The sequence below is a fragment of the Roseovarius faecimaris genome, from assembly GCF_009762325.1.
GTDB classification, from domain to species: Bacteria; Pseudomonadota; Alphaproteobacteria; order Rhodobacterales; family Rhodobacteraceae; genus Roseovarius; species Roseovarius faecimaris.
Genome location: NZ_CP034348.1, coordinates 316,954 through 341,676 on the forward strand (window position 1 = coordinate 316,954; position 24,723 = coordinate 341,676).

At 62.1% G+C, this 24,723-nt stretch carries 21 protein-coding genes; 8 read left to right on the plus strand and 13 right to left on the minus strand.

What is annotated here, in order from left to right; genetic code table 11:
* The first annotated feature begins 3 nt into the window (after positions 1–3).
* Positions 4–1,197, plus strand: a complete 1,194-nt coding sequence (locus tag EI983_RS01840; protein WP_157705586.1) for an ABC transporter substrate-binding protein — start codon at positions 4–6, stop codon at positions 1,195–1,197.
* A 90-nt stretch (positions 1,198–1,287) separates the two neighbouring features.
* On the opposite strand, the gene EI983_RS01845 is transcribed toward EI983_RS01840, so the two are convergent.
* A complete protein-coding gene (locus EI983_RS01845; protein ID WP_157705587.1) occupies positions 1,288–2,394 on the minus strand; it encodes a mandelate racemase/muconate lactonizing enzyme family protein in 1,107 nt (368 codons plus the stop codon).
* 182 nt (positions 2,395–2,576) lie between these two features.
* Between EI983_RS01845 and pdxR the strand changes: the two genes are divergently transcribed.
* The 7 genes from pdxR to EI983_RS01880 all read left to right on the plus strand — a co-directional run bounded on the left by pdxR (position 2,577) and on the right by EI983_RS01880 (position 10,592).
* Entirely contained in the window at positions 2,577–3,977 is a 1,401-nt protein-coding gene (gene pdxR, locus EI983_RS01850) for a MocR-like pyridoxine biosynthesis transcription factor PdxR (RefSeq protein WP_246162239.1), read from the plus strand.
* Between the two features lie 119 nt (positions 3,978–4,096).
* A complete protein-coding gene (locus tag EI983_RS01855) occupies positions 4,097–5,413 on the plus strand; it encodes an NAD(P)/FAD-dependent oxidoreductase (RefSeq protein ID WP_157705589.1) in 1,317 nt (438 codons plus the stop codon).
* 106 nt (positions 5,414–5,519) lie between these two features.
* On the plus strand, positions 5,520–6,560 hold the full coding sequence (locus EI983_RS01860) for an ABC transporter substrate-binding protein (protein ID WP_157705590.1): 1,041 nt from the start codon (positions 5,520–5,522) through the stop codon (positions 6,558–6,560).
* 73 nt (positions 6,561–6,633) lie between these two features.
* Positions 6,634–7,722 carry an ABC transporter ATP-binding protein gene (locus tag EI983_RS01865; protein WP_157705591.1) on the plus strand — a complete coding sequence of 363 codons (1,089 nt, stop codon included), beginning with the start codon at positions 6,634–6,636 and terminating at the stop codon, positions 7,720–7,722.
* 1 nt (position 7,723) lies between these two features.
* The gene (locus tag EI983_RS01870; protein WP_157705592.1) at positions 7,724–8,611 is read left to right on the plus strand and encodes an ABC transporter permease; all 888 of its coding nucleotides are present in this window, start codon (positions 7,724–7,726) and stop codon (positions 8,609–8,611) included.
* Positions 8,611–9,438, plus strand: a complete 828-nt coding sequence (locus tag EI983_RS01875; protein WP_157705593.1) for an ABC transporter permease — start codon at positions 8,611–8,613, stop codon at positions 9,436–9,438. The genes EI983_RS01870 and EI983_RS01875 overlap by 1 nt, the downstream gene beginning before the upstream one ends.
* An 11-nt stretch (positions 9,439–9,449) precedes the next feature.
* A complete protein-coding gene (locus tag EI983_RS01880; RefSeq protein WP_157705594.1) occupies positions 9,450–10,592 on the plus strand; it encodes a M24 family metallopeptidase in 1,143 nt (380 codons plus the stop codon).
* 314 nt (positions 10,593–10,906) lie between these two features.
* On the opposite strand, the gene EI983_RS01885 is transcribed toward EI983_RS01880, so the two are convergent.
* From EI983_RS01885 to EI983_RS01940, 12 genes are all read right to left on the minus strand, one after another.
* Positions 10,907–12,238: an NAD(P)/FAD-dependent oxidoreductase gene (locus EI983_RS01885; RefSeq protein WP_157705595.1), complete on the minus strand. Its 1,332-nt coding sequence runs from the start codon at positions 12,236–12,238 to the stop codon at positions 10,907–10,909.
* Positions 12,235–12,966, minus strand: a complete 732-nt coding sequence (locus EI983_RS01890) for an SDR family NAD(P)-dependent oxidoreductase (RefSeq protein ID WP_157705596.1) — start codon at positions 12,964–12,966, stop codon at positions 12,235–12,237. The genes EI983_RS01885 and EI983_RS01890 overlap by 4 nt, the downstream gene beginning before the upstream one ends.
* A complete protein-coding gene (locus tag EI983_RS01895) occupies positions 12,963–13,694 on the minus strand; it encodes an SDR family NAD(P)-dependent oxidoreductase (RefSeq protein ID WP_157705597.1) in 732 nt (243 codons plus the stop codon). The genes EI983_RS01890 and EI983_RS01895 overlap by 4 nt, the downstream gene beginning before the upstream one ends.
* Positions 13,684–14,883, minus strand: coding sequence for a cytochrome P450 (locus tag EI983_RS01900; protein WP_157705598.1), 1,200 nt, complete (start codon positions 14,881–14,883; stop codon positions 13,684–13,686). The genes EI983_RS01895 and EI983_RS01900 overlap by 11 nt, the downstream gene beginning before the upstream one ends.
* Position 14,884: 1 nt before the next feature.
* Positions 14,885–15,991, minus strand: coding sequence for a mandelate racemase/muconate lactonizing enzyme family protein (locus tag EI983_RS01905; RefSeq protein WP_157705599.1), 1,107 nt, complete (start codon positions 15,989–15,991; stop codon positions 14,885–14,887).
* Complete coding sequence (locus EI983_RS01910; RefSeq protein ID WP_157705600.1) at positions 15,991–17,544, minus strand: trimethylamine methyltransferase family protein; 1,554 nt, start codon at positions 17,542–17,544, stop codon at positions 15,991–15,993. The genes EI983_RS01905 and EI983_RS01910 overlap by 1 nt, the downstream gene beginning before the upstream one ends.
* A 2-nt stretch (positions 17,545–17,546) precedes the next feature.
* Positions 17,547–18,017 (minus strand): hypothetical protein, encoded by a 471-nt coding sequence (locus EI983_RS01915; RefSeq protein WP_157705601.1) that lies wholly within the window; start codon positions 18,015–18,017, stop codon positions 17,547–17,549.
* Positions 18,014–19,504 carry an aldehyde dehydrogenase gene (locus EI983_RS01920; protein ID WP_157705602.1) on the minus strand — a complete coding sequence of 497 codons (1,491 nt, stop codon included), beginning with the start codon at positions 19,502–19,504 and terminating at the stop codon, positions 18,014–18,016. The genes EI983_RS01915 and EI983_RS01920 overlap by 4 nt, the downstream gene beginning before the upstream one ends.
* Positions 19,501–20,409 carry a dihydrodipicolinate synthase family protein gene (locus EI983_RS01925; protein WP_157705603.1) on the minus strand — a complete coding sequence of 303 codons (909 nt, stop codon included), beginning with the start codon at positions 20,407–20,409 and terminating at the stop codon, positions 19,501–19,503. Before EI983_RS01925 ends, EI983_RS01920 begins: the two co-directional genes overlap by 4 nt.
* A complete protein-coding gene (locus EI983_RS01930) occupies positions 20,399–21,103 on the minus strand; it encodes a GntR family transcriptional regulator (protein WP_157705604.1) in 705 nt (234 codons plus the stop codon). The genes EI983_RS01925 and EI983_RS01930 overlap by 11 nt, the downstream gene beginning before the upstream one ends.
* A gap of 154 nt (positions 21,104–21,257) precedes the next feature.
* A complete protein-coding gene (locus tag EI983_RS01935; RefSeq protein ID WP_157705605.1) occupies positions 21,258–22,658 on the minus strand; it encodes an aminotransferase family protein in 1,401 nt (466 codons plus the stop codon).
* A gap of 160 nt (positions 22,659–22,818) precedes the next feature.
* Positions 22,819–24,603, minus strand: coding sequence for an ABC transporter ATP-binding protein (locus EI983_RS01940; RefSeq protein ID WP_157705606.1), 1,785 nt, complete (start codon positions 24,601–24,603; stop codon positions 22,819–22,821).
* Between the last annotated feature and the right edge of the window lie 120 nt (positions 24,604–24,723).

Below are 24,723 nucleotides of genomic sequence, written 5' to 3' on the forward strand. Positions count from 1 at the left end.
CTTATGAAACTCACATCCACATTCACAAGCCTGGCGCTTGGCGCAGGGCTGGCGCTGACCAGCGCCCCGGCCCTGGCGGACGATCATGAGATCGTCATCGGTATGGCCACGGCGCAATCGGGCTGGATGCAGGCCTATGACAAGCCCGCCCGCGAGGCGGCTCTGATCCGCATTCAGGAAATCAACGATGCGGGCGGCCTGATGGGCAAGCAGATCCGCGTGGTTGAGGCCGACACCAAGACAGACCGCGCCGAAGGGGCCAAGGCCGGGCTTGAGGTGCTCGATGGCGGGGCCGAGATGGTCGTCGTCTCCTGCGACTATGACTTTGGGGCGCCGGCCGCTCTGGCGGCACAGGCGGCGGGCAAGATCTCGTTCTTCCTGTGCGCGGAATCGATCAAGGCGGGCATTCCCGGCGTGGGGCCTGACAGCTTCTCGGCCTCGGTTCTTGCCGCGGTGCAGGGCGCCACGATGGCCGAATGGGCCTATAACAAGAAAGAGGCGCGCAGCTTCTACGTGCTGCTCGACACCTGGATCGAGTACAACAAAGGGATCTGCGACGGGTTCGACTGGATGGCACCGCGCCTTGACGGGGCCGAAGTGGTCGGGCGCGACAGCTTTGTGAACGACGATGCCTCGGTCGCGGCACAGATCACGCGGATCAAATCGCTTCCCGAAGAGCCCGATGCGATCATGCTGTGTTCGGTGATGCCGGGCGCGCCCTCGGTGATCAAACAGATCCGTGCGGCGGGGATCAACTCGATGATCCTCAACGGCTCGGGGGTCGACGGCAGCTACTGGCTGGATTCCGTGCCCGGCCTGTCCAACTTCTACGTTCCGGTGCAGGGCTCGGTGCATGGCGATGACCCCGATCCGGCGGTCGAGGCGTTCAACGTCAAATACGAGGAAATGTTCGGCGCGCGTCCGGCCACGCAATACACCTATCCCGGTTACGTTCTGATCGACGTGTGGGCCAAGGCTGTGGAACGTGCAGGCACCACCGAAACCAAGGCCGTGGTGGCCGAGCTTGAGAAGATGGACAACGAGCCCACGCTCTTTGGCCCGCGCACCTTTACCTCGGACCTGCACCATCAGAACTCGGCGCGCTATCACATTGTCGAAGTGAACGATGGCACACCCGCCGTGGTCGACAGCTGGACCATCAGCGAGCCGGTGCCGATGGAGGCGCTGCTGAAGTAAGTCAGCGCTGAGTGAAAAACGAAACAGCCGCCGGGAGACTGGCGGCTGTTTTTCTGTTTCCGCACCCCGGGTCAGGTCCCGGAGGGGCGGTCAGTTATCCAGTGAGCTGATCTGGTGCCGGGCCTGATCGAGCCATTCGGGGCTGATTTCAACCCCCCAGCCGGGTGCGTCGGCCACGGTCGCCTTGCCATCGGTGATCACATAAGGGTCATGGGTGAACAGCCCTTGTTGCCAAGGGTAGTAGTCCAGGCCCTCAATGGAAAACTCCAGATACTTGCCCGCATTGGGAATGGCGCGCAGAAGGTGCATGGTAAAAAGCGTGACCAGCGACAGGTTCGCGGCGTGGGGCGTGATCGGCAGGCCCGACGGCTCGGCCATCTTGCAAACGCGTAGTGTCCGGCTGATCCCGCCAAGATAGAGCACATCGGGTTGCAGCACATCGACGATACGCCCCTCGATCATGCCGCGCCAGTTGGCCATCATGCAATCCTGCTCGCCGCCGGTCACGTCGATGTCGAGCGCATCGGTGACCTGCTTGGTCTGTTCGAACTCCCAGTAGGGGCAGGGTTCCTCGTAATGCGAGATGCCATTGTCCTGCAGCATCCGGCCCACCTCGATCGCCTTGGGCGGCGAGTAGCAGGAATTGGCATCGACCAGCAGCGCCATCTCATCCTCCATCGCCGCGCGCATGGTGGGCACGATTTCTTCGGTGCGGCCGGGCCATTCATCCTGATCGCGGCCCACCTCGGCCCCGATGCGGAACTTGAACGCATCAAAGCCGAGCTCCTGCCGCAACCGCTTGAGCCGCTCGGCCTCGTCTTTCGGCGTGATGTCGCGCTTCATCGAAGAGCCATAGGCGCGGACTTGTCCCGGACTGCCGCCGATGAGCGAGCAGACCGGCTTGCCCTCGCGCCTGCCGATAAGATCCCACAAGGCCGTGTCCAACCCGCCCATCGCCCGGCGCAGGTAAGAGCCGGGGAACTTGTGTTCGCGGTCGCGGACAAGATCGGTGATGGCGTCAATATCGTCTGTGTCCATCCCGAGCGCATAAGGCGCCACCTGCCGGTGCAGCACCTGGGCGGTGATATCGGCATAATAAGGTGCCACCTGCCCCCAGCCCTGCCTGCCATCTTCGGCGGTCACACGGGTAAAGCAGATATACTCGGTGGTGAAGGTTTCGATTGCTGTGATTTTCATGGCACCGTTCCGGACGTTGATCCGGCGTTGACGATAGAGGTGAATTGGTCGCACATTAATATCCATTGTGGCAGCAGTGCTAGACCAATTTTGGAGGTGCCGTGAAACGCAAAGCGGGGATATTACTGTCTTCGATCCATTTGGATCGGACGGCGAACAAAGGTATCGGCGTGCAGCTATACATGGCGTTGCGCGATGTGTTGCTGTCCGGGGCGCTCAAGCCCGGTGACCGGCTTCCGGCAAGCCGAACCCTGGCCAAGGAGGCGGGCGTTTCGCGCACCACGGTGATTGATGCGGTGGATCGGCTGGTCTCCGAAGGGATGCTGGTGTCGCGGGTCGGGGCCGGAACATTCGTGAGCGAAACCCTTGAAAGCCAGCGCCCGGCTCCGGTGCAGTTCGGACAGCCCACCGCACCCAGAAAAAGGCCGCGGCTGGCCTATTCCATCACGCAATCGGCGGAAAACTACGCGCCGCGGGCCTGGCTGCCGCATAATTCCCGGGCGTTTGTCACGGCCTTGCCGGCGCTCGATGCGTTTCCGCAGGCGCAATGGGCCCGCTTGATGGCGCGGCATTTGCGCGGTGATCGGGATTCGGTGATGGGTTATGGCCAACCGCAGGGGTTGCAGGCTCTGCGCAGCGCAATTGCGTCCCATCTGGGAACGGCGCGCGGGATCAATTGCCATGCCGATCAGGTCTTCGTGACTTCGGGCGCGCAACATGCCTTTGCGCTGATCGGGCAGATGTTCGTCAATGCGGGCGATCAGGTCTGGCACGAAAACCCAGGCGCCAAGGGCGCGCGCAACGCATTGGTGGCGACCGGCGCGCAGCTTGTCCCGATCTCGATTGATGAGAACGGTCTTAACGTCGCAGAAGGGCTTGAAAAAGCACCGCATTTCAGGCTGGCCTTTGCCACGCCTTCACATCAGCAACCCTTGGGGGTGGTGATGTCTCTGGCCCGGCGCTTTGATCTTCTGAAGGCGGCGGTGGATGCGCAGGCGCTGGTTGTCGAAGATGACTATGACGGCGAATTTCATTTCGGAACGCGGCCCCAGCCCACGTTGAAAAGCATCGATACACATGGCCGGGTGCTTTATGTCGGCACCTTCTCCAAAACGCTGTTCCCGTCGCTACGCCTGGGCTTCATCGTCGTCCCCGAGCGCATGATCGAAGTGTTTGACGAGGTCTTCGCCTCCTGGGTGTCAGGGCCGGCGACAGTTACCCAGGCGGTCGTTGCCGACTTCATGCAGGAGGGGCATTTCGCAACCCATATCCGGATGATGCGCCGGTTGTACAAGGCGCGCTATGAGGCGTTGATCGAAGCAAGCGCGGCCCTTCCAGACACAATCCGGATACAGCCGGCCGACAGCGGTTTTCACACCGTCGCCTATGTCGATCCCGCGGTGGATGTTCAGGACCTGGTAGCACAGGCCAGCACCCAACGGATCACGCTGACCTCCTTTGATGGATATTGCCTGGCTCCGATCGACAAGAAGGGCGTTGTTTTCGGTTTCGGGTCGGTGCAGCCTGACGATATCCGATCCGGACTCGCAAAGATCGCCGCCTTGCCCGCGTTGCAGGTTTAGGTCAGGGAAAATTGGACTGCCAAAAAAAACACAATGGATATGAGTTGCAGTCCAATATACTCCTAGTTTGATGGCTCGTATTCATGCGCGTTTGACGGGGAGGCGCAAAGAGGATTCGGATGAATAGCCCTGCGTTTCAAGATATTCTCCAGCATTCCTACTGGTTGGACGAGCTTGTTCCGGCGGCGTCGTCCGCCGCGCCTTTGCCTGACCGGGTTGACGTCCTGATCATCGGATCGGGCTACACCGGGTTGAACGCGGCGATCGAGACGGCACGCGGCGGGCGCTCCACGCTGGTGATTGATGCGGGCGATCCCGGTTATGGATGCAGCACGCGCAATGGCGGGCAGATCAGCCCGTCGATCAAGCCTTCCCTGGCGGCGCTGACACGGAAATACGGAGAAGACCGCGCCCGCGCGATCCGGGGCGAGGGGACGACCTCGCTCTACTGGATCGAGGAGCGGGTAAAGGCCGAAGGGATCGAGTGCGATTTCCGCCGTAACGGGCGCTATCACGCCGCGCATACGCCGCAGCATTATGAGGCCCTCGCGCGGGAGTTGGAGACATTACGCAAAACCGAAGGGGTCGCCTGTCATATGGTGCCCAGATCGGAGCAGCGCAGCGAGATGGGCTCGGACGTGTATTTTGGCGGGGCGGTTTATGAAGAGCATGCCTCGGTTCATCCGGCGAAGTTTCACCGTGGCCTTTTGCGCGTGGCGCAGGAGGCGGGGGCAGAGGTTCAGGGGCAGACAGCCGCCACCGCGATCGAGCGCAATTCCAGCGGTTTCAAGGTGCGCACGGCGCGGGGAGTGGTATCCGCGCGCGATGTGATCGTGGCGACCAATGGGTATACCACCGGGCTGACCCCCTGGATGCAACGCCGTGTCATCCCGATTGCCAGCAACATCATCGCGACCGAGGACCTGCCAGAGGAACTGGTCGACAAGCTGATGCCGCGCGACAGGGTCTATAGTGACAGCTGCAAGGTGGTCTATTACTTCCGGGCCTCGCCCGACCGGCGGCGGATCGTCTTTGGCGGACGTGTGGCGGCGCGTGAGATCGCTTTGCCCGATGGCGCGGCGCGGCTCTACGAAAAGATGTGCCAGACCTTTCCCGATCTGCGTGCCTATGGCCTGACGCATACCTGGTCCGGCACGGTGGCATATACCTTTGACGAACTGGCGCATACCGGGGTTCATGACGGGGTGCATTATGCAATGGGCTATTGCGGCTCGGGTGTGGCGATGGCCAGCTATCTGGGGATGCGAACGGGTCAGAAAGTGCTTGGCCTTGCCGAAGGGCAAACCGCCTTTGACCGGCTCACCCATCCGACACGTCCGCTTTATACCGGCAAGCCCTGGTTCCTGCCTGCGGCGATTGCCTGGTACCGATGGAAAGACATGAAGCAGCACGAACGCGCCCTGGCTTCGGCCTGACTGGCGCATCAGCGGGGCGATGCCGACACGCCCTGCGGCAAACCAATGTTCGGCAATTTGAGGACCGTCCATAAAGGGCGGCGGAACCAACTAAGGGAGAAAATAGATGAAAAGAACATCATTTCTGACACTGGGCGCGGCGCTTCTGGCGACCTCGGCCCTGGCGATGGACAAGACAGTGACCATTGCCTCATGGGGCGGATCCTATCAGGAGGCACAATCCAAAGCCCTGTTTGAACCGGCGGCGGCCAACACCGGCATCGAGGTCAAGCAGGAGACCTATGGCGGCATGTCCGATGTGCGCCTGCAGGTCAGTTCGGGTCAGGTGACGCTTGATATCGTGGCGTCGGGCTCCGGCTCTGCGGCACGCGCGGCGGCGGAGGGCCTTCTGGAGAAGCTCGACTATAGCGTGATCGACGTGTCGACCTTCTATGACGGGCTCTATACCGATTACTGTGTTGGCGGCGACGTGTTCTCGACCGTGTTTGCCTACAACACCGAAACCTATGGCGAGGATGGGCCGAAAACCTGGGCCGATTTCTTCGACACCGAGAAATTCCCCGGCACCCGCGCTTATCGCGGCAAGGTTGCCGGCGCGCTGGAGCCTGCGCTCATGGCCGACGGGGTGCCGCCCGAGCAGGTCTATGAGGTTCTCGGCAGTGAAGAAGGCATTGAGCGCGCGATCAACAAGATCCGCGAGCTGAAGCCGAGCATCTCGGTCTTCTGGACCTCCGGCGCGCAGCATGCGCAGCTGATGAAGGACGGTGAGGTGGATATGTCGACCGGCTGGAATGGCCGTTTTGACAACGCGGCCAAGGATGGTGCGCAACTGAGCTATGGCTATGACGGGGCGCTTTTGGACTATGACTGCTTCGCCGTTCCGAAAGGCGCGCCGAACAAGGATGTCGCGATGGAATTCCTGAACGAGATTTCCAAGCCCGAGTATCAGGACGATCTGCCCAAGTGGATCACCTATGGCCCGACCAACCGTGCGGCCTATGAAACCGGTGAAATCACGGCCGAAGTCGCGGCATCCCTGCCGTCCTCGCCCGAGAACGCCGCCAAGCAGCTGCCCGTCTCGCTGGAATGGTATGCCGAATGGGAAACCATTGCCGCCGAGATGTATCAAGAGATGCTGACCGAGTGATCGGCATTATAACCTGACCTTGTTGCGGGCCGCCCGATTGTGGCCCGCAGCCCAGAATACCAAGGATTTTGATGTGAGCGATCAGGCCAAGGGCGCACTGCCGATCACCGTGCGCAACGTGACCAAGACTTATGGGCCCGTCTTTGCCCTCGACGACGTTTCGCTGGAGGTGCAAAGCGGAGAGTTTCTGACCCTGCTCGGACCTTCGGGGTCGGGCAAGACGACGCTCCTCATGGTGCTCGCAGGCTTCACGCGCCCCGACCGGGGCAGTCTGAAGTTCGGCGATGAAGAGGTGATCCGCACCCCGCCGCATCTGCGCAATGTGGGAATGACATTTCAGAGCTATGCGCTGTTCCCGCATATGACCGTGGCGGGCAATGTGGGGTATCCGCTCAAGCTGAGGGGGGTGCCCAAACCCGAGATGGCCCGGCGGATCGAGCAGGCGTTGGAGATCGTGCAACTGGGCGGTTTCGGTGACCGGCGGATCGATCAGCTTTCGGGCGGACAGAAACAGCGCGTGGCGCTGGCGCGCTCCATCGTGTTCGAGCCGCGGATCCTGCTGATGGACGAGCCGCTTTCGGCGCTCGACAAGAAGCTGCGTGACCAGATGCAGATCGAGCTGCGGCATATGCATGAACAGTTGGGTATGACGACGGTCTATGTGACGCATGACCAGCGCGAGGCGCTCACCATGTCCGACAGGATCGCGGTGGTGAACCACGGCCGGATCATGCAGCTGGCCACCCCCCGCGACCTTTATGAGCGCCCGGCAAACCGTTTTGTCGCGGATTTCATCGGGGAAAGCACCTTCCTTCCCGTGACGCGTCAGGGTGGGGCTGTGCATCTGGGGGATATGCCGCTGAAGACGGAGAACCCGGTGCCCGATGCCGCCGAATTGCTGCTTATGGTGCGGCCGGAACGTATTCAACTGCTGACCGGGGCACCGTCTGACGACATGAACGTGCTGACCGGAACGGCGACCGAGGTGGTCTATCAGGGCGACAGTTTCGTGCTTTATGCACGCCTGCCCAGCGGGGATCAGATTGCCCTGCGCGGCGCGGTGCGCTCGGGCACGGTGCAGGCTCTTCCGGCGGTCGGCGATGAGGTGACGCTGGGCCTTGCGGCCTCTGACACGGTGGTAATCGACGGGGCGGCGGCCTGAGATGGCCGCGACCGACATGAACGCCGCCGGGCTGCGCCGGGACGAACGGCTGGAAAGGCTTAAGCTCTTCGGCCTCAGCTCGCCCGCGCTGATCCTCGTCCTGATTATCCTGGTGCTTCCGGTGGGTTGGCTGTTCTATGTCAGCTTTGTCGGCGCGAATGGCGAATTCAGCCTTGAGAATTACGAGCGCATGATCAAGCGGAAGTCCTACATCCGCATTTTCATGACCACCTTTCAGGTGAGCCTTCTGACCACGGCGCTTTGCATCCTGATCGGCTATCCCCTGGCCTATTTCCTGTCGCAACTGCCGCGACGCCTGGCCAACTTGTGCCTGATCACCGTGCTTTTGCCGTTCTGGACCTCGCTTCTGGTACGGACCTATTCCTGGCTGGTGCTGCTGCAAAAGCGCGGGCTGGTCAATGAATGGGCGATTGGCATGGGGCTTTGGGACGAGCCGATCAAGATCGTGCACAACATGACCGGTACGCTCATCGGAATGGTGCATATCATGCTGCCTTTCCTGATTTTGCCGGTCTATGGCGCGATGCGCGCGATCAACCAGGACTATATGAAGGCCGCGGCCAATCTGGGCGCCAGCCCCCGGCGGGCCTTCTGGAATGTATTCTTCCCGCTCAGCACGCCGGGGCTTTTTGCCGGGTCGCTGATGGTGTTCATCCTGTGCCTCGGGTTCTTTGTCACGCCGGCCGTGTTGGGCGGTGGCAAGGTGATCATGGTGTCGATGAAGATCGTGTCGAATATCGAGCTTTTCGTGAACTGGGGGGCGGCGAGCGCGCTGGGCGTGGTGCTTCTGGTGGCGACGATGGTGATCCTCTGGGTGGCCTCGAAGTTTCTCAGGCTTGAGCAGATCACGAGCGGAGGAGGGCACTGATGTTGCGCTGGTTCCGGTCCCCCGCCACCGAGACGCAGGTCACCCATGGTCAGCGGCTCTGGCTTTATGTCTTTGCCGTGATCACCATGATCCTGCTGGTGTTGCCGACGCTGATCGTGATCCCGATGTCCTTCTCGGAAAGCCAGTATCTTGAGTTTCCGCCCGAGACATGGTCGACCCGCTGGTATCAGCATTACTTCAATTCGTCCGAATGGATGCTGGCGACGAAAACATCCTTCAAGGCGGCTTTCCTGACCATGCTGGTGGCCACACCGATCGGGGTGCTTGCGGCCTATGGGCTGCATGCGTCCAACGTGCGTTTCATCAGGGTGGCCTTTGTCCTTCTGATCACGCCGATGATGGTGCCCGTGGTGCTTGTGGCGATCGGGGCGTTTTACGCCTATGTGAAGCTGCAGATCCTTTACACGATGACCGGTCTCGTGCTCGCTCATACGGTTCTGGCGCTGCCGCTGGTCGTGATCGTTACAGGCTCTGCGCTGAAGAGTTTTGACATGAGCCAGGAGGCGGCGGCGCGCAGCCTCGGCGCGCCAAGGTGGAAGGCGTTTCTGACCGTGACCCTGCCGCAGATCCGCTTTGCGGTGATTACCTCGGCCTTGCTGGCCTTTCTCACCTCCTTCGACGAAGTGATCGTGGCCATGTTCGTCTCGGGCGGGGACAACCCGACCCTCACGCGCAACATGTTCAACGCGCTGCGCGATCAGATCGACCCGACGATTGCCTCCATCTCTACCATCATGATCGCAGTGACAACGTTGATGATGGTGCTGGCGCAGATTTTCGGACGTGATAAAAACGCCGAAAAATAGGAGAGCGCGCGATGTTCGAGGCGCGGATGGCGCGGCTGCGCGAAAATCTGGCGGATGCCGGGATCGACGTTGCCCTGATCACCGATGATGACAATGTCTATTACCTGACCGGGTATTACGACTATCTGCATATGGAATTTGGCCGACCCACGATCCTTGTGGTTCCGCGGGACGGGCCGACGCTTCTGATCACGCCGACGATTGACCTCAACTCCGCCGAGGCCCATGCGCGGGTGGACCGGATCGCCGCCTGGAATGACGGTATGGGGGCGGAATGGCGCGCGGAACTGCCAGGGGTGGTTGACGCCTCTTCAGTCATAGGTATCGAACCCGATCACATGCCGCCTCTGGTGCGTCGCTATGTGGACGATCTTGTGCCGCGCGAGGCGATCCGGACAGTCACGCCGATCCTGACGGATATGCGCATGATCAAATCAGCCGAGGAATTGCAGCTGGCGCGCCATGCGGGCCAGGTGGCTACCGCAATGATGCAGGCCGGGCGCGAGGCGATCGGCGATGGCGTGCCGGAATATGAGGTGGCGCTGGCCACGTCTCAGGCCGGGACACGTAAGGCGGCCGCGCTTTTGAATGCACATTACGCGCCGGGGGATATGTCTCCCAATATGCATTTCCTTCAGATCATGGCCTCGGGTGAGGCGATCACCCGCACGCATCACCGCGCCAGCACACGGGTGATGCGGCAGGGCGAGCCGGTGTTTCTGTGTTTCTGCGGAATGACCAATTTCCACCGTTTCAAGCTGGGCTTCGACCGAACGTTCTGGATCGGAGAGCCGGATTCTGCGCAGGTGGCGGTCTACGAGGTCGCTGTGGAAAGTCAGAAAGCCGCGCTTAAGGCGCTGCGCCCCGGCGTGACCGCCGAAAGCGTGCATGCGGCCTATGCCGAGGTGATCCAGGGCGCGGGCTATGAATATCCGTTTCGATGCGGCCGCGCGACGGGCTTCAGTTTTCTGGAGTCGCCGCAGCTCGTGACCGGGGACAGCACGGTTCTGCGGCCCGGGATGGTGCTGGCCGTCGATGGTTCGGTGAGTACACAGAGTTTCCGGGCTCAGGTCGGGGACAGTTTCATTCTGACCGAAGACGGATATGAGCAGATCACGCATCACGGCAAAACACTTGACGAGGTGGTTCTTTAGCGGCCTGCGGACGGCAGCCGAGATTTTTCGTACGAAAAATCTTCACTCAGAAAATTCGTACGAATTTTCTAGCTACCCGCCGTGCCCTTGAAATTTGGCAAGCGGCATATCCTATGCTGATTGAATGCGCGAAAGGCCGGATAAGTGCAGACAGTTTGAATTGTGTTGCTCGTGCGGGCCGCGCTGAGAAGGCGCTCGTCTCCCTGGCGACCGGAGCGATGGCGCTGAGTTCGGTTTTCGCCGCCACCAACGCGCTGCTCATCGGGCCCTCACGTGCCCGCCTCGCGAGGCCGCCTGTCAGGGCGGATGAGCGGTCAGAGTTCCCGCCCCGCCTTGCGCTCTCCCCAAAGCAAGGTCGCACTCGCCCCAAGCCAGGTCAGTGGCCTGGGTGGCAACCGCCGGGGGGCGTCCTGCGCCATCACCTCATCGAGTAACTCGGAGGGTATCCCGGAGGCCAGCTCGGCCATCAACTTGCCGTGCAGCGTGCCCTTGGCCGTACCCAGACCATTCTGACAACAGGCCGAATACAGCCCCTCATCCAGTTCTCCCAGGGCAGGCACATTATTCCAGCTCAGGCAGAGGCGCCCGCCCCAGCGATACTCCATGCCCACACCGCGCAGCATCGGGAAACGCGCGGCAAAGGCGCGGTCATGATCGCGGCCCACCGTGGCGATGCGCGCCTTGCTCACCTCCATCGACGGGTCGCATGTAAACCTGTTTCGGATGATGATCCGGTCTCCGCCCGTGCCGCTGATCCGCCGAACCGTCGTGCCCATCGGGTCTGCGGGGGTCACGCCCCAGATGCTTTGCCCGCCCAGCCGCGCACATTCCTCTGCGCTCAGGGCCCTGGTCATCGACGCGTAGGTGAAGACATGCAGCAGCTGGCCCATGAGTCGGCCAAAGCTGTTGAGGTGGCCGTTGACCGCGAGGATCACAGCGGGCGCGCTCACCGATCCTTTGGGTGTATGGGCTTGCCACGTGCCATTGCGTTCAAGTCGCTGCACGGGGGAATTTTCATAGAGCATCACCCGGTTGGAGGACAGCCCCTCCGCCACCCCGCGCACGAACATTGCCGGGTGGATTATCGCCGTGCCCGGTGTGTAGAGCCCGCTTTGATAATACTCCGTCCCGGTCATTTCGCGCATGTCTTCAGCGTCCAGCATCTGATGCGCCTCTCCCAAGGCGCTCAGGTGTCGGGCATAGTCGAGATTGTGCCGTTGGCCCACCTCGCCTGCCGCCGCATTGGTCTTGCCCGACAAAGCGAAGGCTTCACCGCTCAGCCCATATTCGGCGGCCATATCGGCGGCAAAGGCAATGGCCGCGCGGTTTGCGCGGGTCTGGGCCTTGTCCGCCTCGATCGCGCCGCCGTAATCGTTCGAGGCCAGATCATGCGGCAGATCGATCATGAAACCGGAATTGCGTCCCGCCGGTCCCTCTCCGACGCGGGTGGCATCAAGACACACGATCCGGTCGCGCGGGTGCAGTTGGGCCAGCCGCCGCGTCGCCGCCAGCCCGGCAAACCCAGCGCCGATGACGAGCCAGTCGGCGGTGATATTCTCTTCCAGCGCCTGCGCGGGCGGGGCAGGCGGCAGGATTGCGTTCCACCCGGTCACGCCGGGGTCTCGGGGCAGGCGGGTGACTTTCATGGCAGGCTGAGCTGGGCCATGCGCCCGCCGTCGATGGTATAAATCTGACCTGTCACAAAGCTTGCGTCATCGGAGGCGAGCCAGCAGATGAACCGGGCCACTTCCTCGGGCGCGCCGGTGCGGCGGACCGGGTGAATGCGCCCGATTTCTGCGCGAAAGCGGTCCGGGTCGCCAAGGCTTTCGATAAACGCCACATTCAACGGTGTATCGATCCAGCCCGGCGCCACGGCATTACAGCGTACGCCCTCCGGCCCGTGATCCACCGCGACGGCACGCGTGAGGCCATGCAGACCGGCTTTGGAGGCGCAATACGCCGGGTGCCGCGGGTTCGAGCCCAGCCCCTCGATAGACCCGACATTGACGATGGACCCACCGCCCTTGCGGAGCAACGGCATGGCTTCGCGGATCAGCAGGAAGGGCGCGGTAAGATTGACCTGCAACTGGGTGTACCAGTCGTCGAGCGATGTTTCCTCGACCGTGCCCTCGCGCATCACACCGGCATTGTTGATCAGGATATCGAGCTGCCCGGCCCGCTCTGCGATCTCGGCCAGCACCGCCTCGGGGGCGGCAGGATCGCTGAAATCGGCGATGATAGGCTCATGTTCCGAGGCTCCGCGCTGCGCCGTAAAGACCCGAGCGCCGCCGTCTGCCAGCATTGCCGCGGTGGCCTGTCCCATGCCCGAAGACGCGCCTGTCACCAGCGCCACCTTTCCCGCGAACCGGCTCATATCACGGGTTTCCCGCCATTCACCTCAACGAGCGCGCCGCACATATAGCGCGCCGCATCCGAAGCCAGAAAGAGGATCACATCCGCGATCTCCTCCGGCTCGGCAATATGACCCAGAGGCACAGAGGCGTTGAGCTCTTCAATCGCGCGGTCCGGATCGAAGCCGCGCTTTTCGAACCCCGAGCGCAGCATGGGCGTGTTGACTTCGTTCGGGCAAACCGCATTCACCCGGATGCCCTGATGTGCGTGATCCCGGCCAAGGCATTGGGTGAGCGACGCCAGCGCGGCTTTGGACATCACATAGAGCGGATGGTTCGGACCCGGCCGCACCCCCCAGCAGGAGGAGGTGTTGACAATCGCGCCGCCTCCCGTCTCGGCCATCAGCGGGATTGCGGCCCGGCAAAGGCGAAAGGGCGCTTCAACATTCACACCCATCGTGAGGGCATAATCTGCGTCTGAGGTCTCGGTGATATCGCCCCGCGTAATCACGCCCGCATTGTTGCACAGGATATCGAGCCCGCCGAGCGCCTCAGCCGCGCGTCCGGGCAGCCCGTCGCAAAAAGACCCATCGAGCAGATCGCCATCCAGATGCGCCTCTGCCGCCACTGAACTGCTGTCGCGGTCAGTCACGGCCACATGTGCCCCTTCGGCGCGGAGCATGGCCACCACGGCCTGTCCGATGCCGCCCGCTGCGCCCGTCACAAGCGCGCGTTTGCCGTCAAATCTCATGATCCACCTCATATCTGATCGGCAGCCGGATCGCCCCGGTGTTGCCACTATCGGGCAGCCATTCGGGCACACCGTCATACTCGATCGTCCTGAAGGACCGGCGCAGCGCCGCGAGCGCACTGGCAATGTCTGTTCGGGCAACGAAATGGCCGATGCAATGATGAGCGCCGCCACCAAAGCTGAAATGCTTCTTGCGTTTGGCGTTGATATCAAAGCTGGGATTTCCGCAGATCGCCGGGTCGCGCGCGGAGGCATGCATCAGCAAATGCACCACGGTGCCCCTGGGAATGATCAGGCCATCCATCTCCACGTCATCGGTCGCCTCGCGGGTGGCCCAGGTCGTTGTCGGTCGGGCGCGCAGGAATTCCTCGATGGCGGGTGCGATCAGGTTGTCGTCCGCGCGCAGCGCCGCCCACTGATCGGGGTGCTCAATGAAAAGGGACAAACCCAGACCCAGAAGCGCCTTTGTCGTATCCACCCCGCCGAAGATCGAAATGACAATCGTATTGCGCAGCTCGTCTTCGGTGCAATCGCCGTTGGCGTCGAAATTGGCCACCATGCGCGCCACATAGCTTGTGTCGTCCTGTCCTTTGCGAACGCGCTCCACCAGTTGCCCGGCGAGTTCGAACAGCCGTTCGCAGGCTGCATTGAACCGGGCTTCGTACGCTTTGGCGCCCACGCCCATGGCGAGGCCGAGGTCCGAGGCGTTCTCAGCCACGATACGCCAGTCGCAGCGGTCCATGCCGAGCAGGGTGGCGATGGCCTGACCGGCGAAGGGCATGCCGAACTCCGAGGCAAACTCACAGCGGGTCTTGCCGCGCAGCCCGGCGCAGAGGTCTTCGGCGATGTCGTCGAAAGCGGGCTTGAGCGACAGCACGAAGTCCTCGCTCAGAGCGGGCACCGCCAAGGCGCGCAGCCGTTTATGTGCTTGCCCTTCCTGTCCAATCACAGAGGCGCGCCAGAAATCTGCGAACGGGCCGTCAATCCCCACTGTATCCGGCCAGTTATGACTGCCTTGCCGAAAGCGCCGGTCGCGCAGGATGCGGCCGACCTGCGTATAGCGCGTGACGGCAAGGCCGAAGGGCGTACGTGCGCACCAATGCGCCTCGCGCGCGGCAATCACTTCGGGGCCGCGCGTTGAGAACTGCGGGTCGGCAAAATCAAGATAGGGCAGGGGATCGTTTGTCATTTTACCCTCCAAAAGATGCAACAGGTGTACCGAACTGCTCGGGGTCGATCATGAGGCCCAGGCCCGGCCCATCGGGGAGGGCGATGTGGCCCGCCTCGACGATAACACCGCCCTTTGCGCAGTAATGCCCGTCGATATAGGGCGCGGCAATCCAGACACCGTCCAGCAGGTGTGGGCTGACGGTGGCCCCGACATGCGTGCAGGCGGCGGCGATGATATCTCCGCCCCAGCTGTCATCGCAGGTATGGGGCAGGGCGCGGGCGGCGCAGATATCGCGCAGCGTGGTCATGGGGTGCAGGCCGCCAATCCGCGTCAGCTTCATGCCGAAGCCGTCGACCAGGTTGTCGCCAACCACATCCAGCACGGTGGCGAGATCGGCGGCGCTTTCATCCATATAGAGCGGATGGTGCAGTTTAGGTCGAAGCTGCTTGAGGTCCGCGATGCGCGGGCAGGGCTGTTCGATGATCAGGGGGAGATCGCGGCACGCCTCGCTGAGCCTGATGGCATCGCGCAGGGTCAGCCCCCGGTTGGCATCGACGACGAGCGGCACCCGGCCGCGCGTGACCTCCCAGACCTTGCGGATTGTTTCAATATCGGTCTCCACCGCACGCCCGCCGATCTTGAGCTGGAGCCTTGGGTAGCCCTCGGCCAGTCTCTCACCCGCGCGCCGCGCGGTCTTGTCAGGGCTGGAAAGCCCGAGCGCGTAGTAGGAGGGCAGCCGGGTTCGCGCCACGCCGCCCAGAAGCTGAGCCACAGAGAGGCCAAGCGCCTTGCCGATGAGATCATGCGCGGCAATGTCCACCGCCGCTTTGGCATAGCTATGCCCTGCCAGACGCGCATCCATCGCCCGGTGCAGCGTAAGCGGGGCCAGGTCCACCCCGATCATCCCGTCGCCCATTGCCTCAAGTGCCGCGCGCGCCCCGCGCCCATGCGCCTCGGCATAGGTCGGACCAAGCGGGCAGGTCTCGCCCCAGCCCTCGTGGCCGTCCTCCGAGATCAGCCGCACGAGGGTGCTGTCGAGTGCGCGCACCTCTTGATTGGCCATCGTATAGGGGCCGTCTTTTACCGGCAGTTCATGCTGGTAGATATGCAGCTCCTTGAGGCGCATCAGAGCTCCTGATTGAGCGCGTCGGCGGCCGGGATCTCGCGCTCGCGCCGCGCGATATAGTCGAGCAGGGCCTCGTTGACGCCCGCGTCGAGCTTTGGTTCCTCGTAAGCGTCCAGCAGGTTTCGCGTGTACGTCAGGGCCCGCTCATTGACCTCGATGCCGCCCTCCGCCTGCCATTGCTCGATCGAGTTGTTGTCAAACAGCTCGGGCATGAAAAACGCGCGCTGGAAATTCTCCAGCGTATGCGGGTGGCCAAGGTAATGCCCGCCCGGGCCAATATCGGCCACAGCCGCCAATGCCTCGTCAAAATCATCCCAGCGGATACCTTCGGCCATGCGGTAAGCCATCGCGCATTGCTCCGCATCGACGACGAACTTGGCCATGGAACAATGCATGCCCGCCTCGTTCCATCCCGCCGAATGCCACATGTAGTTGGTCCCGGCCATTTGCAGAGCCATCAGGGTTGTGGCGCTCTCATAACCCGCCTGTGCGTCAAAGGTCTTGGCCCCGCCCAGCGTGTTGGAGGACCGCCACGGCACACGGTAGAATCGCGCCATTTGCCCGATCATCAGGTTCATGAGGGAGATTTCAGGCGTCCCCGCCATCGGGGCGCCGGATTTCATGCTCACGGTGCTCAAATAGTGGCCGTAAATCGCAGGACAGCCCTTGCGCACCACCTGCGTGTAGGCCAGCGCGCTGAGCGCCTCGGCATTGAGCTGCGCCACGGTGGGCGCGACGGAGGCGGGCGTATTGGCCCCGCCCAGCACGAAGGGCGAGCAGAGCACAGGCTGATTGCGCTTGTTGAAGGCGCGCATGGCCCCCAGCATGGTTTCGTCCCAGACGAGCGGTGAATTGCCATTGCAATTGCCGGTGCAGACGGGGTGATCCTCCAGAAACGCCTCGCCGAACAGAATGGCGCACATCTCCATCACGTCCTCGGCGTTCTTGGGCGAGGTGGTCATGCCCATGAAGGTCTTGTCGGAATGCTTCATCGACGAATAAGTGATGCGCAGGTGCCGCTGGCTGATCGGGTGATCATAAGGTTCCACGATATGATGCGCCGAGCTGTGCATCGCCGGGAGCATATGGCTCAGCTTGTGGAAATTCGCGAGGTCGGCGAGCGTCGGGTTGCGGCGCACGTCGTCAAGATCGCGCAGATAGGGCGCGCCGGTCATCGGCACAAAGATCGCGTGATTCCGGCCGAAGGGCAGGTTATTGGCCGGGTTCCGGGCGTGATAGGTGAAGGTTTCGGGGATGGTCTTGATCAGCTCGCGCACCAGCCCCCGGTCCAGGTGCACCCGGTCCCCATCCCGCACATCCGCCCCGGCGCGTTTCCAGTCAGCGATGGCGATGTCGTCGCGGAAGACCACGCCGACATTTTCCAGAATATCCATCGATGCGGCGTCAATCCGCTCGATCTCCTCCTGGCTCATCGGCTCGGTCAGCGGAAGGCCCCGCTTGAGTGCCGGTAGCATGGTGAAATCCCGCGTTTGCCTTGCCTGTTTGCGTGCTCCGCGCCCCCGGCGCATGGTCCCTACGGCGTCTACACTCATATTCATCGTCCCAAGATGCGAGAGAGAATGCCACGCTTGGGCAGGCTCTCCTTGATAAACCCTTCAAACCCGAGCGGCACGGTTTGCACGATCATGCCGGTGGGGTCGTCTCCGTTTTCGGTCACCTGCGCGATGACCGAGGCCGTGGCACTTTGCTGCGCTAGATCGCGCAGCATCTCGCCTGCAATGAGGTCCAGCTTGCGCGCCTGTTTGAACGCGGCGAACTGGCTGGTCTTGGTCAGGCGCTGATCCCTGAAATGCCCGTCGGGGCTGGTGACCAGCACCTTCACACCGGTGGGGCCGTTCTGATCAAGCTGCACCTTGCAGGCCATTTCCGAGACCATATCGAGCAGCAGAAGCTGCCTAGGGTCGCGCGTCATCGGCGCGGCGCGGGATAAGGTCGCCTTGGCCGCGATCTGCACCTCTTGCGGCGTATAGGATATCTGAAAGTAGTTACCCCAATCAGCGTTCACCCCACATCATCCCCGTCTTTCGGATCGCTCAGGTCGATCCAGATGGTCTTGAGCTGGGTGAACTGGTCATGGGCGTGGATGGAATTGTCGCGCCCGCCAAAGCCCGACTGTTTGTAGCCCCCGAATGGCGTGGAGATATCGCCCTCGCCATAGCAGTTCACCGTGACCGTGCCCGCTTTGATCTCGCGCGCGGCGCGGATGGCGGTGCGTACGTTGGCGGTGAAGACCGCCGCGGCAAGGCCGTAGCTTGTGTCATTGGCGAGCTGGATGGCTTCCTCGGTCGAGGCCACTTCAATCACGCTCAGGACCGGGCCGAAGATCTCTTCGCGCGCCCGCTTATCGGAGGCTTTGACCTCATAGACGGTCGGCTCCACGAAATTACCCTTGGCTTTGCCGCCCGCCAGCGCCTTGCCCTTGAGATAGCCCGTTACCTTCTTGCAGTGATCGGCATCCACCAGCGCGCCCAGGTGATTGGCGGGGTCCAGCGGGTCGCCCGTCTTCCAGTCGCGCAGACGGGCCAGAACCCGCTCCATCAGCGGCGCCTTGACAGCCTTGTGCACGATCAGCCGCGAGGAGGCGGAGCAGTTCTCGCCCATGTTCCAGAAGGCGGCGTTGACCACATGTTCGGCCACGTGATCCAGGTTCTCGGCATCCTCCAGCACCACCGCCGGGTTCTTGCCGCCACATTCCAACGTGACCTCTTTCATGTTGCTGTCCGCCGCATAGCGCAGGAAGCGTTTGCCGGTCTCGGTGGAGCCGGTAAAGCTGACCATGTCCACGCCCATATGCAGGCCCAGCGGTTCGCCCACGCTTGGCCCGTCACCGGGCAGCACCTGCAACACCCCGCGCGGCACACCGGCCATATGAGCCACCTCGGCCAGGCGCAGCGCCGTGAGCGAGGTTTGCTCCGCCGGTTTGACGATCACCGAATTGCCTGCCGCCAGCGCCGGGCCGATCTTCCACGCCATCATCAGCAGGGGGAAGTTCCACGGCAGCACGGCGGCGACCACGCCGAGAGGTTCCCTCACGATCATCGAGAGTGCATCATCGCCAGCGGGCGCTGTCTGGTCATAAATCTTGTCGATCAGCTCGGCATGCCACTTGATCGTGTGGATCGTCTCGGGGATGTCGATCAACTGGCAATCGCGCACCGGCTTGCCACTATCAAGGCTCTCCATCACCGCGAACTCGTGCTTGCGGCGCGTGATCAGCTTGCACAGGCGGATAAGCACGTCCTTGCGTTCGGACGGGTGCGCGCGGGACCACTCGCCCCGGTCGAACGCCTCGCGCGCTTTTTGGACGGCAAAATCCACATCCGCCGCCGCTGCTGTGCTGATCTTTGTGATCACCTTCCCGGTCGCCGGGTTCACTGTTTCCATCATCGGGCCCGCGCCCTTGCGGAACTTGCCATCGACAAAGGGTGTCTTGGGAAGGTCCAGATCGGCGGCAATGGCCTTGTATTCATCATGTGTCAGCAGATCGCTCATTTACCCTCTCCTTCGATGGCGGCGATGGCGGTATCCAGCGTGCGGATCACCTCTTCGAGCGCGCGCTTGTCGTCCTTGTTCAGCGGGTGCAGGGGCCTGAGCGGCGGGCCCGCATTGATCCCGCGCAGGGTCAGCCCGTGCTTGATGCATTGGATGAACTTGCCGCCCTGTTCGAGCACCCGCATCAGCGGCATCATCGCGCTCATGATGGCGCGACCCTTGGTGAAATCGCCCTCCAGCACGCAGGCACGGTAAAGCGCCACATGCGCCTGAGGGGCGAAATTGGACCCGGCACAAACCCAGCCGCGTGCGCCCCAGGCGAAAAACTCCAGCGCCTGATCGTCCATGCCGCACAGCAGGCCCAGATGAGGATAATCACGCGCAATCATGTGCAGGCGGTTGATGTCGCCCGAGCTTTCCTTGATCCCGCAGAAATTGGGTGAGCGGCCGAGGCGGTCCAGCGTGTCCTCGTCCATGTTTACACCCATCCGGCCGGGATAGTTGTAGAGCATCACGGGCATATCCACCGCACGATCGATGGCCAGCGCGTGCAGGGCGATCTCGCGGCCCGTGGGCACGGAATAGGGCGGGGTGGCCACGAGGATGGCATCGGCACCGACCTCCTTGGCCATTCTGGCATATGCGATGCTGTCCTCGGTGCGCAGCGCCCCGGTGCCCACGCAATATGGCACACGCCCCTTGATCAGATCCTTGATCCGTCGCGCGAGGAAGGCGCGGGTTTCAAAATCCTGCGCATAATATTCGCCCGTGGTCCCGGCGCTGATGATGCCATGCACACCGCCCTCGATGAGATGCTCCACCGTCTCGGCCAAAGCCTCTTCGTTGACGCTGAAATCCTCGTGCACGGGCGTGACGATGGGCGTCCATATGCCTTCAAATTGCATCGGTTCTGTCCTTCGGTATGGCGATCTCGATCGGCAGCGGATCGGGGCGCACGAAGCGCTCCAACCGGTCGCGAGAGAGATTCCAGTGGTCGATTGTCAGGCCCACCGCATATTCGGCATCCTGCCGGGCGATGGCGTCGATCATGGCGTCGTGCTGTTCTATCGCGAGGGTCACGCGCCGGGCGTCTTCGTCGGAGGTGGGGCGATAGAAGGTCTGGCTGAGCCGGGTGTGGTCGATCAGCATGCGCATGAGCGCGGTGAGCAGATAGGGATTGTGGGACATGCGCCCGATCTGCTCGTGAAAATGGTGGTTGAGCAGGGCGGCTTTACCGGCGTCCCCGGCCTCGGCAGCCTCGCGAAACTTCGCCTGGGTCCGGCGCAGAGGCGCCAGTTCCGCCTCTCTGCGGTTCTCGGCGGCAAGACGCGCGATATTGGCATAGATCAGCGGGGCGGTCTGAAAGAACATCCGCATGGTGCCGAGGTCCATCGAGGCCACGCGTGTGGCGCGGTTCTGCTCTTGCGTGAGATAGCCCTCACCGGCAAGACGTTGAAAAATCTCACGTATCGGTGTGCGTGACAGGCCGTATTCTTCGCAGAGCGCAGCCTCGTCCAGCTCGGAGCCGGGGACGATTGCCTGTGTCAGGATGCGCATGCGCAGGTCTTCGATACAGCGGGATTTGCGGTCTTTGGACATGAGAAAGGCTGACTCGGTGAATTTATACAATTTGTATACAGCAGGTATACGTGAGTCGGTCAATCGTTTTCTTCGGAAACAAAAAACCCGCCTCCGGGTGGGGAGGCGGGTTTGACAGGGTCGGAAGGTGCGTGAAATCACGCACCCTACGGCTTTAGCCGAACACCTTGGTCAGGGCCTTGTCGGTGGCCGAGACAATCTCGTCGATATCGTCCTTGGTGGCGATGAGCGCCGGGCTGTAGCAGAGCGTGTTGTTGAAGCCGGGGATCGACCGGTTGGTCACGCCGATAATCACGCCTTGCGCCATGCAGTCGGCCACGACCGCCTGTGCCATTTTCTCATCCACCGGTTCCTTGCTGGTGCGGTCGGCCACCAGTTCGGCCCCGAGAAACAGACCCTTGCCGCGCACATCGCCAATCACCGCGTGCTTGTCCTGAAGCGCGCGAAGCTGGTCGATCATGTAGTCGCCCATCTTGGTAGTGTTCTCCAGAAGGCCTTCTTCCTCGATAATGGCGATGTTTTCCAGCGCTGCCGCCGGGCCCGCGGTACAGCCGCCAAAGGTCGAGATATCGCGGAAATAGTTCAGCGGATCGGTGGTGTCGTCACGGAACATCTCGAACACTTTTTCGTTGGTCACGCAGCAGGCAATCGCCGCATAGCCCGAGGCCACGCCTTTCGCCATGGTGACGAAATCGGGCTCCACACCATAGTGCTGATACCCGAACCATTCGGTCCCGGTGCGGCCCACGCCACAGACCACCTCGTCGATATGCAGCAGGATGTCGTACTTGCGGCACAGTTCCTGCACGCGCGGCCAGTAGCCCTCGGGCGCGGGGATGACGCCGCCACCAGCGGTCACCGGCTCAAGGCAGAGTGCGCCCACGGTGTCCGGCCCTTCCGCCTTGATCACCTCTTCGATCGCGTTCACCGCCGCCTCGGCATAGGCCTCGCCGGTCAGGTTCCACTGCGCGCGGTATTCCATACAATGCGGCACCCGGATGAAGCCCGGTGCGAAGGGGCCATATTGCGCGCCACGCTCATCCTGCCCACCGGCGGACATCGTGGCCAGGGTCGAGCCGTGGTAATCGCGGTCGCGGTAGAGGATCTTGTATTTCTTGCCGCCATAGCGCTTGTGCGAAATCTGGCGAACCATCTTGAAGGCTTTCTCATTCGCCTCCGAGCCGGAATTGGTGAAGTAGACGCGGCTCATGCCAGGCATCTTGCTGATCAGCTTTTCCGAGAAGAGCGCGCCGGGGATCGAGCCGGTGGAGCCCGCGAAATAGGGCAGCTGGATCAGCTGGTCGCGCACGGCATTGGCGATCCGTTCGCGGCCATAGCCGACATTGACCGTCCAGACCCCGCCGGAGACGGCATCGAGGTGCTCCTTGCCCTTCTGGTCCCAAACGCGCATGCCGCGGCCCTCGACGATGATCCGCGGGTCGGCCTTCGGGTCTGTGCCGGTCCAGGGGGCGTGCTGGATCAGATGATGCCAGACATGGGCGCGGTCGGCCTCGACCACTTGAGTGATGTCGTTGTTAAGAACCTTGCCGTCCATCGGGTTGCTCCATCAGCTAGCGCCCGCGTCAGAAACGGGCCATGGGGAATCGGGAATGATCAGCACGTATCATCGGGCCAGAGAGAGCGCGTTGATAGGTCCAGTGGCGTTTTATAGGTAAGTCCAGCGCGCCGCGCATCTGGCTTATTGGCCGACCGCGTCAGGCGCGGTCATAGCCTTTCTTCTGGGCCTGGTAGAGCTGCGCATAGAGGCCTTGGCCGCTGAGCAACTGGTCGTGCTTGCCCTGATCGACCAACTGGCCGTCTTCGAGCACGAAGATCCGGTCCGCATCCGAAATCGATGACAGCCGGTGCGCCACAACGATGGTGGTCTTGCCTTTGGTCAGCCGGTCGAGCGCTGTCTTGATCCGCTCCTCGGTGGCCTGGTCGAGCGCGCTGGTGGCCTCGTCCAGCAGCAGGATCGGCGCATCTCGCAGGAAGGCGCGTGCAATGGCGATCCGCTGTTTTTGCCCGCCGGAGAGCTGTGCGCCCTTCGGACCGACACTGGCATCGCCGCGCGCGCGGATCAGATCGGCAATCTCGGCATCCTCCGCCGCGCGCCAGATCTCATCGTCGCTGGCGTCAGGATTGACATACCGGATATTGTCCCAGATTGACGCGTTGAAGATCACGATATCCTGCGCCACCACCGAAAACGCGCCGCGCAGGCTCGCGACCTTGAGCTTGTCGATGGGTTGGCCTCCGATGCTGATCTGTCCGGCCTGCACATCGTAAAGCCGCGACAGCAGCGACAGGATGGTCGTCTTGCCGGACCCGGTGGAGCCGACAATAGCCGAGACCTTGCCACCCTCGAAGGTCATGTTCAGCCCCTCGAACAGCGGTTGCTCCGGGCTGTAGGAGAACGCCACATCCCGCAGGACGATATCACCGCCGGTGTTGAACCGGTCCGCCGCATCCGGGGCGTCGGTGATGCTTGGTGTTTCCTTGTAGAGCCCTCTGATCTTGTCGAGCAGAATGAGATTGGCCTGTAGTCCGCCGAAGAACTGCGCCAGAAGGCGGGCGGGGTCAAAGATCATGACCATACCCAGCAGGAAGGTGATGATACCAGCCCCGTCCACGTCAAACTCGGGGCTGAGCACCATGTAGCCGCCACCGCCGATAACCAGAACATAGACAATGGCCGAGCTGAGATCGATCGACGGCATCGCCAGGGACTGGGTCATCTGCACACGGGTGATCATCTTGCGGATCCGCTCGGTCTCGCGCATCAGCCTCTTGGTCTCGACCGCTTCCTGGCTGGCGATTTTGACGGTACGCATGCCATTCACCGTCTCCTCGATCCCGTTCATGTAATCGGCCTGGGCCTCTTCCACCTCGTTCTGACCGCGTTTCACCCGGTCTGAGATGACGTTCATGATCCAGATAACGAAGGGCAGCACCACCACGGCCGAGGTGAAAAGGATCGGGTTTTTCCAGATCAGGTAGGCCGCAACGATGATGACGGTAATCGCATCGCGGACGGCATTGGCCACGGACAATGCGACAAAGACCCCCAGAAGCTGGGTCTGGGTGACGACCTTGAGGATAATCTCGCCCGATTTCGTGCGCTCGAAATAGGCTAGATCAAGCGACATCAGATGCCCGATGAGGTCGCGGCGCATCTCGTAGATGGCGGAGTTCGAGACCCAGACCGTGACAAGCGGGACAAGATACGACATCGCCCCGCGCACGAAAAAAAGGCCAAAGACGATGGCGCAAACCCAGATAAGGTCACGCATCGAACCGCTCTCGAAGATCACGCGCAGCCCGTTTTCCGTGTTCGACAGGAATTGCTGATAGACCAACCCCTGGATGAGCAGCATGAAAAGCACGAGGACAAGCCAGGGCGCCTTGCTCTTGAGATAGCGCTGCCAGAACCAGCGGATATTGTCGCGGTCCTGCGCGGAATAGAGCGGTCCGCGCTTGGATTTTCTTGCTTTGCTCATCAGGGCCTGCGGCGCTTTCGATCGTTTTGGCTGCTCTTAACGGGTTTGGCAGGCACAGTCATGTGAAAAGCTTTGCTGCGTCGACCCCAGATTTTTCGTACGAAAAATCTCGGCATGAGA

Excerpts from the sequence above, each read along its gene's own strand:
- EI983_RS01885 (WP_157705595.1), bottom strand. The coding sequence starts at position 12,238 with ATGAAAGTCACCCGCCTGCCCCGAGACCCCGGCGTGACCGGGTGGAAC.
- EI983_RS01900 (WP_157705598.1), bottom strand. The coding sequence starts at position 14,883 with ATGACAAACGATCCCCTGCCCTATCTTGATTTTGCCGACCCGCAGTTC.
- EI983_RS01925 (WP_157705603.1), bottom strand. The coding sequence starts at position 20,409 with ATGCAATTTGAAGGCATATGGACGCCCATCGTCACGCCCGTGCACGAG.
- EI983_RS01845 (WP_157705587.1), bottom strand. The coding sequence starts at position 2,394 with ATGAAAATCACAGCAATCGAAACCTTCACCACCGAGTATATCTGCTTT.
- EI983_RS01940 (WP_157705606.1), bottom strand. The coding sequence starts at position 24,603 with ATGAGCAAAGCAAGAAAATCCAAGCGCGGACCGCTCTATTCCGCGCAG.
- EI983_RS01890 (WP_157705596.1), bottom strand. The coding sequence starts at position 12,966 with ATGAGCCGGTTCGCGGGAAAGGTGGCGCTGGTGACAGGCGCGTCTTCG.
- EI983_RS01895 (WP_157705597.1), bottom strand. The coding sequence starts at position 13,694 with ATGAGATTTGACGGCAAACGCGCGCTTGTGACGGGCGCAGCGGGCGGC.
- EI983_RS01920 (WP_157705602.1), bottom strand. The coding sequence starts at position 19,504 with ATGAGCGATCTGCTGACACATGATGAATACAAGGCCATTGCCGCCGAT.
- EI983_RS01875 (WP_157705593.1), top strand. The coding sequence starts at position 8,611 with ATGTTGCGCTGGTTCCGGTCCCCCGCCACCGAGACGCAGGTCACCCAT.
- EI983_RS01935 (WP_157705605.1), bottom strand. The coding sequence starts at position 22,658 with ATGGACGGCAAGGTTCTTAACAACGACATCACTCAAGTGGTCGAGGCC.
- EI983_RS01910 (WP_157705600.1), bottom strand. The coding sequence starts at position 17,544 with ATGAGTGTAGACGCCGTAGGGACCATGCGCCGGGGGCGCGGAGCACGC.
- pdxR (WP_246162239.1), top strand. The coding sequence starts at position 2,577 with ATGGCGTTGCGCGATGTGTTGCTGTCCGGGGCGCTCAAGCCCGGTGAC.
- EI983_RS01860 (WP_157705590.1), top strand. The coding sequence starts at position 5,520 with ATGAAAAGAACATCATTTCTGACACTGGGCGCGGCGCTTCTGGCGACC.
- EI983_RS01930 (WP_157705604.1), bottom strand. The coding sequence starts at position 21,103 with ATGTCCAAAGACCGCAAATCCCGCTGTATCGAAGACCTGCGCATGCGC.
- EI983_RS01870 (WP_157705592.1), top strand. The coding sequence starts at position 7,724 with ATGGCCGCGACCGACATGAACGCCGCCGGGCTGCGCCGGGACGAACGG.
- EI983_RS01840 (WP_157705586.1), top strand. The coding sequence starts at position 4 with ATGAAACTCACATCCACATTCACAAGCCTGGCGCTTGGCGCAGGGCTG.
- EI983_RS01855 (WP_157705589.1), top strand. The coding sequence starts at position 4,097 with ATGAATAGCCCTGCGTTTCAAGATATTCTCCAGCATTCCTACTGGTTG.
- EI983_RS01905 (WP_157705599.1), bottom strand. The coding sequence starts at position 15,991 with ATGCGCCTCAAGGAGCTGCATATCTACCAGCATGAACTGCCGGTAAAA.
- EI983_RS01880 (WP_157705594.1), top strand. The coding sequence starts at position 9,450 with ATGTTCGAGGCGCGGATGGCGCGGCTGCGCGAAAATCTGGCGGATGCC.